This is a genomic window from Pseudolabrys taiwanensis (assembly GCF_003367395.1).
In the GTDB taxonomy this organism is placed as follows: Bacteria; Pseudomonadota; Alphaproteobacteria; order Rhizobiales; family Xanthobacteraceae; genus Pseudolabrys; species Pseudolabrys taiwanensis.
In genome coordinates this window covers 1,164,202-1,180,522 of sequence record NZ_CP031417.1, presented here as the reverse complement: position 1 = coordinate 1,180,522, position 16,321 = coordinate 1,164,202, and the positions used below count along the sequence as shown (strand labels likewise).

Here is a 16,321-nt window from a genome sequence, read left to right as displayed (position 1 = left end):
AAGTCCGTTATTAGTCGAACACGCGCGGCGCCTAAATCGCCATGCCGCCGTCAACGAGATGCGGCTGTCCGGTGATGTAGCTGGCTTCGTCCGATGCCAGAAATACCGCGAGTGCGGCCACTTCCTGCGCGGTGCCGAGGCGGCCCATCGGCTGACGCGCGACGAAATTCTGCCGCACTTCGGCGAGCGGCTTGCCGGTCTGCTGAGCGACGGCGACGACACGGTCTTCGAAAGACGGAGATACGATGGTTCCCGGGCATATCGCATTGCAGCGAATGCCTTTGGTGATGAAATCGGCCGCGACGGCTTTGGTCAGCCCGATCACGGCCGCCTTGGTCGCGCCGTAGACGTAGCGATTGGGCAGACCTTTGATCGATGACACGCCCGACGACATGTTGATGATCGACCCACGGCCGCTGTCCAGCATCGCCGGCAGGAAGGCCTTGATGGTGCGGTGCATGGATTTGACGTTGAGGTCGAAGGAAAAATCCCAGTCTTTTTCCGTGCACTCCAGCACTGTGCCCTGGTGCACGTAGCCGGCGACATTGGCGAGAATGTCGAGCGCGCCGAATTCGTCGGTGACGGCTTTTGCGAAGGCATTGACGGCGTCCGTCGAGCGCACGTCAAGCGCCGCCGTCTTCACAGCGTCCATACCCGCAAGCTTGTCGATGGCAGCATCGGTCGCGATCACGCGGGCGCCTTCGGCCGCGAAGCGTTCCGCGATGGCGCGGCCGATGCCCTGACCGGCGGCGGTCACCAGCGCGAGCTTGCCCTGCAGTCGTCCCGCCATGGTCGCTCTCCCGGACAATATTTTCGTACGACTTTAATGCATCGCGCCGCCGGCACAAGAACGCTGCACGACAAGGCGCGTTCAGGCCGAGGCGTAATAGGCAAGGAGCTCCTGGCCGTCCTTGGCGAGCCAATCGGCCACGCCGGCCATGTAGCCGGCAATCCTGCCCGACGGCGTGACGAGATACGTGAGCGGCATGCCGTAGATGGGAAGCCGCCCGGGGTTATCGGTCGACTTGTTGGCGAGCCGTCCTTCCGGATCGAGATAGATAGGGAGCGCGCGGATCGCCGCCTTCTGCAGATAACGTTTCACCTGTTGCCGGTCCGTCTTGTCGATGGAGACCGCCGCGACATTGACGCGGCCGCCGGCTACGTTTTGCAGCCGTTCGAGCAAGGGCAGATCGACACGGCAGGCCTCGCACCAGGTCGCCCAGATGTTGACCAGAAGTATCTTCCCCGGCGTCGGCGCGAGCGTCGCCGGCTTTCCGTTGATATCGGTCAGCGAGACGGGCGGGAGGATCTTGGACGGCCGGACGATGATGAATTGATGCCGTGCTGTCTCAAAGACCGGCGGCCGATCGTCGCTTTGCGCGAGGCCGGGGCGGGAGAGGAACGGCAGCACCGCCGAGCCCAAAAGCGAAGCCAATGTGGACCGGCGCGATAAATGAGGGGGACGGTCATCCATGACGATAGCGGCAGCCGCTTCTTGTGCTTCGACCGTGCGATTTCGTCCCGGAGGACGGACCGCGAAGCGCCTCGTAGACGCGGTTGAAGGCAATCGTGTGGCCTGTCCCGCCACGAACGGCGATGGACCCGACCCCAGGCGTGGATCAGGGCACAATCGGACATGCTCCGAGCACGCGGGCTCGTCGATTGTCGTCGTGCGCGTCAGTGGTTGTCGCGCGGAATGCCGCTCGTCTGCGCCACGCGCTGATATTTGACCGCCGGCTTGAGCACCATGCCGTCCGCGAGTTGATCGACCATGCCGCGCTGGATCTCCTGCCACGGCGTCTGGCTGGGCGGATATTTGTAACCGCCGCGCTTCTGCAAAGCGGCGCGGCGTTCCGCCAGTTCTTCGGCTGAGATCAGGATGTCGGCCGTGCCTTTGTTGAGGTCGATGCGGACGCGGTCGCCGGTCTTCAGCAAAGCGAGTCCGCCATTGGCGGCCGCTTCCGGCGAGGCGTTGAGGATCGACGGCGAACCCGACGTGCCCGACTGACGTCCGTCGCCGATGCAGGGCAGGGAGGTGATGCCTTTTTTGATCAGCGCCGCCGGCGGCTGCATGTTCACGACTTCGGCCGAGCCGGGATAGCCGATGGCGCCGGCGCCGCGGATGAAGAGCAAGGTACGCTCGTCGATCTTCAGGGCCGGGTCGTCGATGCGGTGATGATAGTCCTCCGGGCCGTCGAAAACGACGGCCCGGCCTTCGAACGCATTCGGATCCTTCGGATCGTCAAGGAAACGGTGGCGGAAGTCTTCCGAGATCACGCTCGTCTTCATGATCGCGGAATCGAACAGGTTGCCGTGCAGGACCTTGAAACCGGCCTGCTGCTTCATCGGTGCCTTGTACGGCTTGATCACCTTCTCGTCTTGCGACGTCGCCCGTTTGACGTTCTCGGCCATCGTTTTGCCGTTGATGGTCAGCGCCTCGCCATGGATACGCTTGGCCTTGAGGAGTTCGTGCATCACCGCCGGCAGGCCGCCCGCGCGGAAATACTCCTCGCCGAGATACTCGCCGGCCGGCTGCATGTTCACGAGAAGCGGCACGTCGTAGCCGATCTTCTCCCAGTCCTCGATGCCGAGCTTGACGCCGATATGGCGGGCGATCGCATTGATGTGGACCGGTGCATTGGTCGAACCGCCGATCGCGGTGCAGGCGACGATGGTGTTTTCGAAGGCCTTGCGGGTCAGGATGTCGGACGGCTTGAGGTCCTCATGGACGATTTCGACCGCGCGCACGCCGGTCGCATAGGCAATCTGGCCGCGCTCGCGATAAGGCGCTGGGATCGCGGCGCAGCCGGGCAGCGACATGCCCAGCGCCTCAGCCAGCGCGTTCATGGTCGAGGCCGTGCCCATCGTGTTGCAATGCCCCACGGACGGCGCCGAGGCCGCGGCGATGTTGAGGAAATCCTCATCGTCGATGCGACCGGCGGCGAGTTCCTCGCGCGCCTTCCATACGGCCATGCCCGAGCCGCAGCGTTCACCCTTCCACCAGCCGTTCAGCATCGGCCCACCGGACAGGACGATAGCCGGGATGTTTACCGTGGCGGCAGCCATCAGGCAGGCCGGCGTGGTCTTGTCGCAGCCGGTCATCAGCACGACGCCGTCGAGCGGATAGCCGTAGAGCACTTCGACAAGGCCGAGATAGGCTAGGTTGCGGTCGAGCGCCGCGGTTGGCCGTTTGCCGGTTTCCTGGATCGGATGGACCGGGAATTCGAAGGCGATGCCGCCGGCGGTGCGGATGCCCTCGCGCACGCGCTGCGCCAGTTCGATGTGATGACGGTTGCAGGGGGAGAGGTCTGAGCCGGTCTGTGCGATGCCGATGATCGGCTTGCCCGAGCGCAGCTCGGCTGGCGTCAGACCGAAATTGAGATAGCGCTCAAGGTAGAGCGCCGTCATGCCGGGATTGTCGGGGTTATCGAACCAGAGCTGAGAGCGGAGCTGGCGGCCGGATTTCTTGTGGCCCGACCTAGCACGCGCTTTGCGGCTCATGGCGATTTCTCCCTGAGGCTTTTGCGGCCATCAAAGCGGCTTTCCGCGCCCGCAGCAATATGGGGAGGTGGCTTTGCGGAATTAGAGTTGGTGAGCGCGCTGGGACTCGAACCCAGGACCTACTGATTAAAAGTCAGTTGCTCTACCGCCTGAGCTACGCGCTCGTCACCAAGGTCGCATGAGACCTGCCCAGTGCCCCGGAAGGCGGTTCCGAGACCGGTCGGGCGCGCCCCGCGGAAGCAAGACGCCCTCAACAGCCGTCCCGGACCGAGGCCCGGCGCCCGGGCTCATGCGTCCCGGCTGTGTAGGGGGGCCGACTAGCGCGGTCAATAGTCGCCTGCCGCATTCTTCACCTCGGCTTATCCCTCTCGATTTGTTAGACTAAGCCGTGTCGCGGCGGCCCCGGCCGCCATCCGGAGGTGCCCTGTAATGCCCATCGTCAACCGCGTCGCCGACCTTCATGCCGACATCACCGCCTGGCGGCGCGACCTGCACGCCCATCCGGAACTGCTCTACGAGGTGCACCGGACGGCCGCGGCGGTCGCTGAGAAGCTGAAGGCCTTCGGCTGCGACGAGGTCGTCACCGGCATCGGCCGCACCGGCGTCGTCGGCGTCATCCGCGGCCGCAAGGGCCGGGAGGGCGAGGGCCGGACCATCGGTCTGCGCGCCGACATGGACGCGCTGCCGATCGAGGAGGCGACCGGTCTGTCCTACAAGTCGACGGTACCGGGCAAGATGCACGCCTGCGGCCACGATGGCCACACGGCCATGCTGCTCGGGGCCGCGCGCTACCTGGCCGAGACGCGCAATTTCGAAGGCACCGCGGTCGTCATCTTCCAGCCGGCCGAGGAAGGTGGCGCCGGCGGCAAGGCGATGGTCGAGGACGGGTTGATGACCCGCTTTGGCATCGACGAGGTCTACGGCATGCACAACTACCCGGGCATGCCGGTCGGCTCGTTCGGACTGCGCGCCGGCCCGATCATGGCCGCGGCCGATTACATCACCATCGACATCGAGGGCGTCGGCGCCCACGCGGCGCGGCCACATCTCGGCGTCGACACGGTACTCGTCGGCGCTCACATTATCACCGCCATCCAGTCGATCGCGTCACGCAACGTCGATCCGCTGAAGTCGGCTGTCGTCTCGATCACCATGGTGCGCGCCGGCACCGCCGACAATGTCATCCCGCAGACCGTACAGCTGCGCGGCACGGCGCGCAGCCTGGAGGAGGGCGTGCGCGAGCTCATCGAAAAGCGGCTGCACATGGTCGTGGAGAGCACGGCCGCCGCCTTCGGTGCCAAGGCCAAGCTCACCTATCGCCGCAACTACCCGGTGCTGGTGAACCACGAGCGCGAAACCGATTATGCCGCCGCCGTGGCGATGGAAGTGGCCGGGGTCAAGCATGTCGATACTGCCCTGGCGCCGATGATGGGGGCCGAAGACTTCTCCTTCATGCTCAATGAGCGCCCCGGCGCCTTCATCTGGGTCGGCAACGGCAACAGCGCCGGGCTGCATCACCCGGAATACAACTTCAACGACGACACCATTCCCTACGGCACGTCATATTGGGTGAAGCTGGTCGAGACGCGGCTGGCGGGCTGACGGCTCGGCCAATCCGCGTTCGAGGCACGCGCACAGCCTCTCTCCATCATCTTGAAGTGCGAGTCCGCGGCGCGCGCCGCGACGGCTGACGGGCATTGAGCCATCGTCCGTCGGGCCGCTGACAAGCACTACCGGCCATGGCGGGGGGAAGGCTGTCGCCTTCAAGGCTCGGCGGTTGCCCGCCGCGTCCCCTCACAGGGGCGCGGATCGAGGACTGTCTGCTGTCGCGTGAAGCCTACGGTACCAGCTCGCGCTGTTCCTGAACGGGCGCGGGAGCCGGCTTCACCAGCGCCGAACGGCGCGGCAGCAGCGCGGCAAAGCGCGCCTCGAGCGCCTGCCAGGTGGCAAAGTCGTTGAGCGAGGAACGCTCGAGCAACGCCATCAGCACCGCGGCGACGAACGGCAGGCTCTGGATCACCAGCACGACGGCGAAGATGTTGATCTCGCGCACGCCCTTGTCGTTGGTGCCGACAAGCGTCAGAGCGCCGACGATCAACAGGCCCGCCAAAATCGCTTCCCAGAACGCCGGGAATTCCGTCGACTTGCGCTTGCCGCCCTTATCGGTACGCACGAAGGGCAGGTGGTCCTTGATGAAGCCCATCGCGACCGCATGCGCCACCGTCAACTGCACGGACATCGCGGCGAACATGGACGCGAACATCTGCCGCTTATTGGTGCGCACGCGCAAACGATAGAGCGTGAGGAAGTGCAGCAGTGACACCGCGAAGCTCGCGACGATCGGAATGGTCAGAACGCGGTCCGGCACGGCGATGTCGAGGAAGGCGACGACCGGCACCCACAGGATGTTCAGGATCGCGACCACGACGCCGAGCGATTCCGCACCGAGCCAGTTCAGCCAGCCGAGCAGGAATTCGCGCTTCTGCTCGCGGTTGAGCCGGCTCGCGCCCGGCAGGAACCGCCGCCAATGCTTCTTGACGATCTGGAAGCCGCCATAGGCCCAACGGTCGCGCTGCTTCTTGAAGGACTCGAAGGTGTCCGGCAGCAGACCATGGCCGTAGCGCTTGTTGGTGTAGTGCGCCTGCCAGCCGAGTTCGAGAATGGTGAGGCCGAGATCGGTATCCTCGCAGATGGTGTCGCTCGACCAGCCGCCGGCGGCCTCCATCGCGGTGCGCCGGATGAGGCACATCGTGCCGTGCACGATGATGGCGTTGACCTCGTTCCGCTGCACCATGCCGATGTCGAAGAAGCCGGCATATTCCGCGTTCATGGCGTGATGCATCACGCTGCGGCGATCGTCGCGGTGATCCTGCGGCGCCTGGATGAGGCCGACATTCGGATCGGCGAACAGCGGCACCAGGTCCTTCAACCAATCGGGCTGCACGACATAATCGGCGTCGATGACGCCGATTACTTCGGCGTCTGCCGCCGTGTGCACCATGGCAAGGCGGAGCGCGCCGGCCTTGAAGCCTTGCAGGTTGTCGGCGCGCACGAACTTGAAGCGCGGGCCGAGCACGCGGCAGTGCTCTTCGATCGGCATCCACAGCGCCGGATCGGGCGTGTTGTTGATGACGACGACGCATTCGTAGTTCGGGTAGTCGAGCCGCGCCAGCGCGTCGAGCGTCTGCTTGAGCATCTCCGGCGGCTCGCGATAGGCCGGGATGTGGATCGACACCTTGGGCGCATGATCGGGCGCGAGCGGCGGCGACTGCACCAGCCGCGCCGGCTTGCGGCCGAACGCGATCACCGCGATTTCCTCGATGCGCGCGAATGCGATCACGATCAGCGGAATCAAGAGCACGGTGCCGAGCGCCAAGGCGAAGGCTGCGCCGGGAACGAAGTAGTGCCCGTTCCAGTAGGCGAACACCGCCGCAAACCACGCGCCGACGACGTTGGCCGCGGCCGCCAGCGGCACCGCCTGCCAGAAGGTCACGCCGGCCATCGTCACGATGGGCAGGGACAGCAGGAGGCCGATAAGCAGGGCGATACCGGCGAGCCGCCAATGATCCGGGTTCGTGATCGGGCCGGTCCAGGAGAACTTGGCCTCACGGTTGGCGTCGTAGATCCCCCAGTAAGGGCCGACGCCACCTTCGAAGATCTTCCAGGGTTGGTCGATGGCTTCGACGATGTTGTAGTCGATGCCATAGGCTTCCGCCCGGGTGACGAAGTCGCGCAGCGCAACCGCCTGTTCGATGCGGCCCGGATTGGCGCCTTGCAGGTTATAGCCGGCGGTCGGCCAGCCGAACTCGGCGATGACGATGCGCTTACCGGGATAGAGGCGGCGCAAATACTCGTAGCCGCCGATCGCGCTCTCGACGGCGTTCTTCTCCGGCACGCCTTCCCAGTAGGGCAGAACGTGGACGGCGATGTAGTCGACGGCCGAGACCAGCTCGGGATGATCGCGCCAGACGCTCCAGATTTCGCCGGTCGTGACCGGCACGCTGGTCTGCCGCTTCACCCGCTGGATCATCTTGATCAGCCGGGCAACGCCGATGTCTTCCCGCGCCCGTTCGAGCTTTTCGGGGGTGTCGGCAGCGGCGAGCCGCTCTCGCTCGCTGGGTTCGAGCGTCTCGCCGGCGGTCGGCAAAAACTCGCCGCGGTAAATGGTTTCGTTGCCGACGACGATGCTCGAGACGTTGCTGTGACGCTTGGCCATCTCGACGACGGAAGCGATTTCGCGCTCGGTGCGGTTCTTATCCTTGTCGACCCAGGCGCCGGCCGTCACCCGCAGCCCGAACTCGGAGGCGATGCCCGGCACCAACTCCTGACCACCGGTGGCCGAATACAAGCGGATGGCCTTGGTAACGGGGGCCAGCAGCTTCATATCCTTGCGGATCTGCTCCGGCTTCGCCCGACCGCCCTTGTTGGGATCGGTGGAGGCGTCGTAGGGGGCATAGGAAACACTGGCCAATTGGCCTTCGAAATTGGGGGCCTGCACGGTATCACGTGTCATGGCCCACAATCCGGCATGCACGCACGCCACGAGGGCGACCACGGCAGCAACGGTGCGCATCGGACTCAATACCAAATGGGGCAGGGTGGCAGAGCCCTGAGCCCGTCCCCTGGGCTCAGCCGGAGCTTAGTTTGCTGGGCAGCAAAATAGCGCGGCATCAGGCAAGGAATCAAATAGTCGGCGCTCATGGCGAATCCTAGGCGGCGCGCGTGACGGGATGACGAATTATTCGCTCGCACGCCAACGCGATCAGCGGGGAGTCGTTCCGGTAGCGGGTGCGGCAGGCGGCTGCGCCGCCGCTGCGGCCGGGGCGGGCTCCATCCCGGGGTCGAGCCAGCAGGCGTGGACCCGGCCATTCAAGCTTTCCTGCTGCTTGGGATCGATGTTTCCCTGGCGAACGAGGCAGCGAAAAGTGGCCTGAATGTGCGCGCTCGGGCAACCGAAGCGGTCGTACAGGTCGAGGTGGCGGAAAGCCGTGTCGAGATCGTCGCGCCAGAGCAGGCTGACGACCCGGCGTCCAAGCCAGACGCATTCCGGATTGCCGGCGGGGCCGGTCAGAGCCTGGCTCGCCTCGGCGATCTCGTCGATCTTCTTCTGGCTCTCTTTATTGGCGTTCTGCGCGTCGGCGGCAGCCGGCTTCTGCTGTTCCGGCGGCTTGGCCGGCGCTGGCCCACTTTGGGCAAAAGCCGGAGCAGCGGTGAACGTGAACGCAACCGCGCAAAGCACGGGTAGGACCTGACGCAACGTCGAAAGTAACGGCATTTTCCCGCCGGTGTTGTGAGAGACGCCCCCGCGTCCCCGTGCCGGCTAGCTGTGCCGCCGGAATGGGACGCTAATGCGGCGCTTATTATTGATCGCCGGTCGACCCGGCTTGGTTTTGTGGTGAGCCCCGAACCCTAGACTTGGACCTAGACTTGAGCCGCTTGAACCTGGAGCCGAACCAAGAGCTTGGCTCGGGTGGCCTCCGGATTCAACGTCCGGAACCGCACAATAAAACCTTGGCCTTAACAAAGTTGATTTGTCCAGCGTCTCGACGCTCCTGCGCGAAAAACACCGCTTCCCAATGCCCGCTTGGCAGCACCGCGGGCCCACGATAAGCGGGGTATGCGATTTCCCACCTACCAGCGCGGATTCTTCGATGCGTTTCGGTCTCGCCTGCCTCGCCATCGCGGCGGTGGTCATTGCTGGAATCTGGACCTGGCTCGGTGCGCCGGCGCTGACGCCGCATTTCCCATGGCAGGCCGGTGAAAAGCTATACTGCATTTCGTACGCACCGTTCCGCGGCAGCCAAACGCCACTCGATCCGACGACGCGCATCTCCGCCGCGCAGATCGATGAGGATCTCACGCGGCTGGCGCAGATCAGCAACTGCGTCCGCACGTATTCGACCGACTACGGTCTCGACCAGATCGCCGGCATCGCCGCTCGCCATGGTCTGAAGGTGCTGCAGGGGCTTTGGCTGTCGAGCCACCCAGAGAAGAACCGCGAGCAGATCGACACCGCCGTCGCTCTCGCTAATCGGTACCCCGACACGATCCGCGCCGTCGTTGTCGGCAACGAGGTGCTGCTGCGTGGCGAGCTGTCGGCAACCGACCTCACCACCATCATACGTGAGGTCAAGGCGAAGGTGCGGGTGGCGGTCACCTATGCCGACGTCTGGGAGTTCTGGATGCGCAATCGCGACGTTGCGAGCGCGGTCGACTTCATCACCATCCATATCCTGCCTTACTGGGAGGACATTCCCGTGCCTGCGTCGGAGGCGGCCACCCATGTCCGCACCATCCGGCAGCAAGTGGTCGATGCGTTTCCGGGCAAGGAGGTCATCATCGGCGAGGTCGGCTGGCCGAGCGCCGGCCGCATGCGTGAGGGCGCATTGCCATCGCGCGCGAACCAGGCGCGCGTGATCCAGGATGTGCTCGACGTGGCCAAGACGGGCAACTTCAAGGTCAATGTGATCGAGGCCTTCGATGCGCCGTGGAAACGCGCGCTGGAAGGCACGGTCGGCGGTCACTGGGGCCTGTTCGATGACGCCAGTCGCAGCCTGAAATACCCCGGCAAGACGGTCTCCAACCATCCTTACTGGCAGTGGCAGGCGGCCGGCGGCGTCGTGCTCGCCATCCTGATCTTCGTGGTCGCCATCGTCACCCGGGGTAAAGATGCCGAGCCCCGCGCTTGGCTTGCCGTGACGCTCAATGCGATCGCGGCCGGCGTGCTGGTGGGCTGGGCGGTCGAAAATGCGCCGGTCGAGAGCCTCGGCGTCGGCGGCTGGGTCCGCTCCCTGGCCATGATCGCGGTGGCCGTCGTGAGCCCCTTCGTCCTCACGCGAGGCGTCATGAAGGCGGTACCGATGCCGGCGCTGGCACGCCTTTTCGGTCCGGTGGAATGGCGAACCTCCGACCGGCTGGCGCAGGTAATGGCCGGCGTGCTGGTCGCGACCTTGCTGCTCGGTCTGCTGGTCGCGCTCGGGCTGGTCTTCGATCCGCGCTACCGGGACTTTCCGTTCGCACCGATGACGGCGGCAATTGTCCCGCTCCTGACGCATAGTTTGGTCGTGCGCCGGGCCGAGGGCAGGCGCGGCGCCGCCGAGATCGGCGGCACCATCCTGCTCGCGCTATCGGTGATCTACATCGTGCCGAATGAGAGCCTGGCCAATTGGCAATCGCTGTGGCTGTGCGCGACCTTCGCCGCTTTGGCGCTTACTCTGTGGCGGGTGCGCGGCGTGCCAGGCTGAGCAGCAGCAGGCCGACCGCCAGCGCCGAAAACTGGGCGTTATAGAGCACGACACCCATGCTGGCCGCCGCGAGGGCGAGCGCGAATAAGAACAATGATGGCCGGATGAGATTGAGGGCCGCGACGATGAGCGCGGCAACGCCGAAAACCGAGTTGGTGAACAGCGCGATCGCAATCCGGCGCGAATAGCACAGCCACGTGTTCAAGCCGGCCTGGCAGGCAAGGCCGACGGTCGAGTTCTCGACGGCGAGATAGCGCATGTAGAGCGCGTAACCGAGCGAACAAAAGCCGATGATCAGCAACCAGTTTGTCGCGCGCGCGCTGGGCAGGAAGAGTTTCATGCGATGAATTATGCCGCGCTTGGCGCGCGGCGGCAATCAGCGCTGCACGACCGCATCGCCGTTGAACTTTGCCGCATGGCAGGCAACGTGCGATGCCACAAAACGGGCACAGACCTGACGAGCCGCGGCGAAGTTTGGCATCGGGCCAACCACCAGGCGCAGATTCTCGGTCTTACCTTGCTTCTGATCGCGCACGGCGATCGGCTGCAGACCCGTCAGCAAGGGCCCGAGATTGGCTTTGATCGCCGTCCAGCGCTCGCGCAGCGCGTCCATGTCGCGGGCGCCGCCGAGGTCGATGCCGTACTCGACCTTGGTCGCCGTCTGCGCCGGCTCCTCGGTCAGCGCCGCGATCGGCTTGGGCGCGGTCGGAACGTCGCGGGTCTCCAGCTTCGCCGCCTGAGCGGGCTCGGCCGGCGCCGCTGCAGCAGTGGCCGGTGCCCAGCCGCCGATGCTGCCGGTCACGCCCGGCATGGCCAGCGGATCAATCGTCGGGATGGCGGGTGTCGGAGCAGCCGGTGTTGGTGCTGGCGTCGTCGTCACAGCAGCCACCTGCGGCGGCGGTGACGGCGGCGCGGCTGGCGTGGCAGCGGCATGCTGCTTGATGGAACTGGTGACGTCTTCCAGATGCCGCTCGAGCGTCGCCAAGCGGCCGGTGAGGCGCTCGCGGTCGGCGGCAAGGCTGCGGATCTCGGCCTGCAAGCGCAACGTCTCGGGGTCGGGCTCCGGCGGACGCGGCGGCACTTCGGCCACCACGGTCGGCGTTGGCGCGGCTTCGCTGAAAAACGCCTCGATACGGGTTTGGCCGAGATCCGACTGAACCGTCATGGCGAGCGCGGCCACGGCGATGATTGCCGATCCGCCCCAGCCGCAAAGCCGCCAGACGGCATCGCGATCCGGCGGGCGAACCGCGCCGGTTGGCAGGCTACGCGTTTGGGCAGCGACGGTCGGCGCCATTGGCGGCTCCAGGGATCCCGAATCAGATATCTTTGAAAACATTAACAGAATCCGGCAGAATGCGCTTGTGATGTGGCGTGCCAAAAGGTGAATGCCGCTGCTCTTTTGTCTGCCGGACACCTCGGCTATGGGGTGATGCCACCCCTCACCACCAAGAGCCCTTCCGAATGTCTTCAAGAACTTGTCTTGCGATCGTGCTGGCGGCGGGCGAGGGGACGCGCATGAAGTCGTCGATGCCGAAGGTGCTGCACGCCATCGGCGGGCGCCCGCTCATCGACCACGTCCTGACCGCCGCGATACAGGCCGGCGGCGCCGAAATCGCGGTCGTTGTCGGCCCCGACCATGGCGCGGTCGAGAAGGAGGCGAAGCGCGTCGCCCCGCAGGCCGCCGTCTTCCAGCAACGCGAGCGTCTGGGCACCGCGCACGCCGTTCTGTCCGCGCGCGCCGCGATCGCGAAAGGCGCCGACGATGTGCTGGTGATGTTCGGCGATACGCCGCTGATCCGCAGCGAAACGCTCGCGGCGCTGCGCGAAGCGCTCGCCAAAGGAGCGGCGGTGGCGGTCCTCGGCTTCAGACCGGCCGATCCGACCGGTTATGGCCGGCTGGTCATGAACGGCAACGAACTCCTCGCCATCCGCGAGGAAAAGGACGCCAGCGCCGACGAGCGTGCCATCGCCTTCTGCAACGGCGGCCTGATGGCGCTGGCCGGCGCGCAGGCGCTGACGATCTTGGACCGCATCGGCAATGCCAACGCCAAGGGCGAGTACTATCTGACCGATGCCGTCGCCATCGCCCGCGACATGGGGCTGAAGACGGCGGCGATCGAAACCTCGGAGGACGACGTGCGCGGCATCAACACCAAAGCGCAACTCGCCGAAGCCGAAGCAGTGTTGCAGAAGCGCTTGCGGCTGGCGGCCATGGACGCCGGCGTGACGCTGGTCGCGCCGGAGACGGTATTCCTGTCGGCCGACACCAAGCTCGGAAAGGACGTGGTGATAGAGCCCAACGTCGTGTTCGGGCCCGGCGTCACGGTGGAGGAGGGGGCGGTGATCCGCGCCTTCTCGCATCTGGAGGGCGCGCGCGTCGGCAAAGGGGCGCGCGTCGGACCTTTCGCGCGACTGCGTCCGGGCGCGGTGCTCGGCACCGACGTCCACATCGGCAACTTCGTCGAGGTGAAGGCGGCAACCATCGAGGACGGCGCCAAGGCCAACCATCTTGCCTATATCGGCGACGCGCATGTCGGGGCGGCCTCGAATATCGGCGCCGGCACCATCACCTGCAATTATGACGGCGTCGCCAAGCACCGCACCGAGATCGGCAAGGGCACCTTCATCGGCTCGAATTCGTCGCTCGTCGCCCCTGTTAAGATCGGCGACGGTGCTTATGTCGGTTCGGGCTCGGTCGTCACCCAGGACGTGCCGGCGGATTCGCTCGCTATCGGACGGGCGAAGCAGACGGTTAAGGAAGGATGGGTGAAGCGCTTGCGCGAGGTGCAGGCCTTGGGCAAGAACGCGGCCGCTGAGAAGCCGTAAAGCCCGCGTGTTAAGGATGCGGGCCGCGCTGCTGATACACGGCGCAACGCCTTGTGATTTCCATAAAACGCAAAGCCACGGCTAAACGATCATCAGGTTCAACGGGGGCCGTCCAAGCGGATGTGCGGGATCGTCGGAATTCTGGGCACCGAACCGGTGGCCGCTCACTTGGTCGACGCGCTCAAGCGTCTCGAATATCGCGGCTACGACTCCGCCGGTGTCGCGACGCTCGACCATGGCAAGCTCGGCCGCCGTCGCGCCAAGGGCAAGCTCTCCGCGCTCGACAAGCGGCTCGACCAAGAGCCGCTGCCCGGCAATGTCGGCATCGGTCATACGCGCTGGGCGACGCACGGCCGTCCGACCGAAGACAATGCGCATCCGCATGCGACCGACCGCGTGGCGGTCGTCCATAACGGCATCATCGAAAACTTCCGCGAGCTGCGCGAGAAGCTCATCGCCGAAGGCTGCAAATTCACGAGCGAGACCGACACCGAAGTGGTGGCGCACCTCGTGACGCAGGAGCTCAAGCGCGGCAAGACGCCGATGGAGGCCGTATCGGCCTCGCTCAAGCAGTTGCGCGGCGCCTTCGCGCTCGCTTTCCTGTTCGCGGGCGAAGACGATCTCCTGATCGGCGCCCGCCGCGGCTCGCCGCTCGCCATCGGTTACGGCCGGGGCGAGATGTATCTCGGCTCCGATGCGATCGCGCTGGCGCCATTCACCGACACCGTGAGCTATCTCGAGGACGGCGACTGGGTCGTGCTGACGCGCAAGACCGTCCAGGTGCGCGACGCGAACGACAAGCTTGTCGAGCGTCCGACCATCAAGTCGATGGCCTCGGCCATGCTGGTGGACAAGGGCAACCACAAGCATTTCATGGCCAAGGAGATCCACGAGCAGCCGGAAGTGGTCGGCCATACGCTCGCGCACTACATCGACATGGTGCATGAGCGCGTCGCGCTGCCGAGTGAGATGCCGTTCGACTGGAAGAAGCTCAAGCGTTTGTCGATCTCGGCCTGCGGCACCGCCTTTTACGCCGGGCTCGTCGCCAAGTACTGGTTCGAGCGCTTCGCCAAGCTGCCGGTCGAAATCGATATCGCGTCCGAGTTCCGCTATCGCGACGCTCCGCTGGAGGAGGGCGATCTCGCCATCTTCATCTCCCAGTCGGGCGAGACCGCCGACACGCTGGCGTCGCTGCGCTACGCCAAGGAGCACAAGCTGCACGTGCTGTCTGTGGTCAACGTGCCGACCTCGACCATCGCCCGCGACAGCGACGTGGTGATGCCGACATTGGCCGGCCCGGAAATCGGCGTTGCGTCGACCAAGGCTTTCACCTGTCAGCTCGCGGTGCTCGCCTGTCTCGCCATCGCCGCGGGCCGGGCACGCGGCGAGTTGAGCGAGGCTGACGAGCAGAAGCTCGTGCATGCGCTGATCGAGGTGCCGCGTCTGATGACGCAGGCGCTGACGCTCGAGCCGCAGATCGAGAAGCTGGCGGTCGAGCTCTCCAAGACGCGTGACGTGCTTTATCTCGGCCGCGGCACCAGCTTTCCGATCGCGCTCGAAGGCGCGCTCAAGCTCAAGGAAATCTCCTACATCCACGCCGAAGGCTACGCCGCCGGCGAGCTCAAGCACGGACCGATCGCGCTGATCGACGAAAAGATGCCGGTGATCGTCATCGCGCCGCACGACCGCGTGTTCGACAAGACGGTGTCGAACATGCAGGAGGTGGCCGCGCGCGGCGGGCGGATCATTCTCGTCACGGATCCGAAAGGTTCGCAGGAATCGACCATCGATTCCGCGCACACATTGACCCTGCCGGAGATGGCCTCGACCGTGACGCCGCTGGTTTATGCCGTGCCGGTGCAGCTCATGGCCTACCACACGGCGGCCGTGATCGGCACCGACGTCGACCAGCCACGCAACCTCGCGAAATCCGTCACGGTGGAATAGACTGCGGCCTATGGCCGATCTGGACCCCAAGCTGGGCGAAGCGCTTGTCGCCGACATCGAGAAGGCGGCGGCGCCGCCGCATCACGGCTTCATGGCGCGAATCCGCAATTATTTCCTCACCGGGCTCGTGGTCGCGGGGCCACTGGCGGTCACGGCCTGGCTGGTCTGGACCGTCGTCAACTGGGTCGACGACGTGGTGCGCCCCTTTATTCCGGCCACCTATCGTCCGGAGAGCTATCTGCCCTGGCCGATCCCGGGAACCGGCCTGATCGTCGCCATCGCCGCGCTGACGCTGCTCGGCTTTCTCACCGCCAATCTGGTCGGACGCACCTTGGTCGAATTCGGCGAAGGGCTGTTGAGCCGCATGCCGATCGTGAGGCCAATCTACAAAACGATGAAGCAGATTTTCGAGACCTTGTTCTCGAAGACGGGCTCGAGCTTCCGCAAGGTGGCGCTGGTGGAATTCCCCGGCCCGGGCATGTGGTCGCTCGTTTTTCTGTCGCACCCGCCCGGCGAGACCATGGCGACGCAACTGCCCGAAGGCGAGCACGTGTCCGCGTTCATGCCATGCACGCCCAACCCGACCACGGGTTTCTTTTTCTATGTGGCGCGCAAGCGCCTGATCGAACTCGACATCAGCGTCGAAACCGCCATGACGCTGATCATGTCCGCCGGCATGGTGCAGACCGACGCGGATCAGCAGAAAAAGCTGGCGCAGTTGGCCGCGACCGCGCGGGCGGCGCAGATCGAGCGGAAGACTGAAGACGTGAGCTGAGTTCGTTTATCGATGCAACACTCCGGGG

The 16,321-nt window shown here is 65.3% G+C and carries 12 protein-coding genes and 1 tRNA gene; 5 read left to right on the top strand and 8 right to left on the bottom strand.

Features of this window, described 5'->3' with window-relative positions:
* Positions 1–31: 31 nt before the first annotated feature.
* From DW352_RS05625 to DW352_RS05610, 4 genes are all read right to left on the bottom strand, one after another.
* Complete coding sequence (locus DW352_RS05625; protein ID WP_115689308.1) at positions 32–790, bottom strand: SDR family oxidoreductase; 759 nt, start codon at positions 788–790, stop codon at positions 32–34.
* A gap of 81 nt (positions 791–871) precedes the next feature.
* On the bottom strand, positions 872–1,435 hold the full coding sequence (locus DW352_RS05620; RefSeq protein WP_162826803.1) for a TlpA family protein disulfide reductase: 564 nt from the start codon (positions 1,433–1,435) through the stop codon (positions 872–874).
* Positions 1,436–1,677: 242 nt separating this feature from the next.
* Complete coding sequence (locus DW352_RS05615; RefSeq protein WP_115689304.1) at positions 1,678–3,501, bottom strand: IlvD/Edd family dehydratase; 1,824 nt, start codon at positions 3,499–3,501, stop codon at positions 1,678–1,680.
* Between the two features lie 88 nt (positions 3,502–3,589).
* Positions 3,590–3,665 (bottom strand) — tRNA-Lys (locus DW352_RS05610).
* Between the two features lie 265 nt (positions 3,666–3,930).
* On the opposite strand from DW352_RS05610, the gene DW352_RS05605 reads away from it, so the two are divergent.
* Positions 3,931–5,103, top strand: coding sequence for a M20 aminoacylase family protein (locus DW352_RS05605; protein ID WP_115689302.1), 1,173 nt, complete (start codon positions 3,931–3,933; stop codon positions 5,101–5,103).
* 235 nt (positions 5,104–5,338) lie between these two features.
* Here the strand turns inward: DW352_RS05605 and DW352_RS05600 are convergent, their stop codons facing one another.
* Both DW352_RS05600 and DW352_RS05595 read right to left on the bottom strand, forming a co-directional pair.
* Positions 5,339–8,074 carry a glycosyltransferase gene (locus DW352_RS05600; protein WP_115689300.1) on the bottom strand — a complete coding sequence of 912 codons (2,736 nt, stop codon included), beginning with the start codon at positions 8,072–8,074 and terminating at the stop codon, positions 5,339–5,341.
* A gap of 189 nt (positions 8,075–8,263) precedes the next feature.
* On the bottom strand, positions 8,264–8,776 hold the full coding sequence (locus DW352_RS05595; protein WP_245434330.1) for a beta-1-3, beta-1-6-glucan biosynthesis protein: 513 nt from the start codon (positions 8,774–8,776) through the stop codon (positions 8,264–8,266).
* Positions 8,777–9,152: 376 nt separating this feature from the next.
* Between DW352_RS05595 and DW352_RS05590 the strand changes: the two genes are divergently transcribed.
* Positions 9,153–10,745: a glycoside hydrolase family 17 protein gene (locus DW352_RS05590; RefSeq protein ID WP_210209935.1), complete on the top strand. Its 1,593-nt coding sequence runs from the start codon at positions 9,153–9,155 to the stop codon at positions 10,743–10,745.
* Here DW352_RS05590 and DW352_RS05585 read toward each other — a convergent pair.
* Together DW352_RS05585 and DW352_RS05580 are read right to left on the bottom strand one after the other, a co-directional pair.
* Positions 10,711–11,085 carry a hypothetical protein gene (locus DW352_RS05585; RefSeq protein ID WP_115694253.1) on the bottom strand — a complete coding sequence of 125 codons (375 nt, stop codon included), beginning with the start codon at positions 11,083–11,085 and terminating at the stop codon, positions 10,711–10,713. The two genes, DW352_RS05590 and DW352_RS05585, sit on opposite strands and share 35 nt — an antisense overlap.
* Positions 11,086–11,121: 36 nt before the next feature.
* Complete coding sequence (locus DW352_RS05580) at positions 11,122–12,216, bottom strand: hypothetical protein (protein WP_162826802.1); 1,095 nt, start codon at positions 12,214–12,216, stop codon at positions 11,122–11,124.
* Here DW352_RS05580 and glmU point away from each other — a divergent pair.
* From glmU to DW352_RS05565, 3 genes are all read left to right on the top strand, one after another.
* Positions 12,207–13,571 carry a bifunctional UDP-N-acetylglucosamine diphosphorylase/glucosamine-1-phosphate N-acetyltransferase GlmU gene (glmU, locus tag DW352_RS05575; RefSeq protein WP_115689296.1) on the top strand — a complete coding sequence of 455 codons (1,365 nt, stop codon included), beginning with the start codon at positions 12,207–12,209 and terminating at the stop codon, positions 13,569–13,571. The two genes, DW352_RS05580 and glmU, sit on opposite strands and share 10 nt — an antisense overlap.
* A 120-nt stretch (positions 13,572–13,691) precedes the next feature.
* Positions 13,692–15,518: a glutamine--fructose-6-phosphate transaminase (isomerizing) gene (gene glmS, locus DW352_RS05570; RefSeq protein WP_115689294.1), complete on the top strand. Its 1,827-nt coding sequence runs from the start codon at positions 13,692–13,694 to the stop codon at positions 15,516–15,518.
* A 10-nt stretch (positions 15,519–15,528) separates the two neighbouring features.
* Positions 15,529–16,293, top strand: coding sequence for a DUF502 domain-containing protein (locus tag DW352_RS05565; RefSeq protein WP_115689292.1), 765 nt, complete (start codon positions 15,529–15,531; stop codon positions 16,291–16,293).
* Positions 16,294–16,321 lie beyond the last annotated feature (28 nt).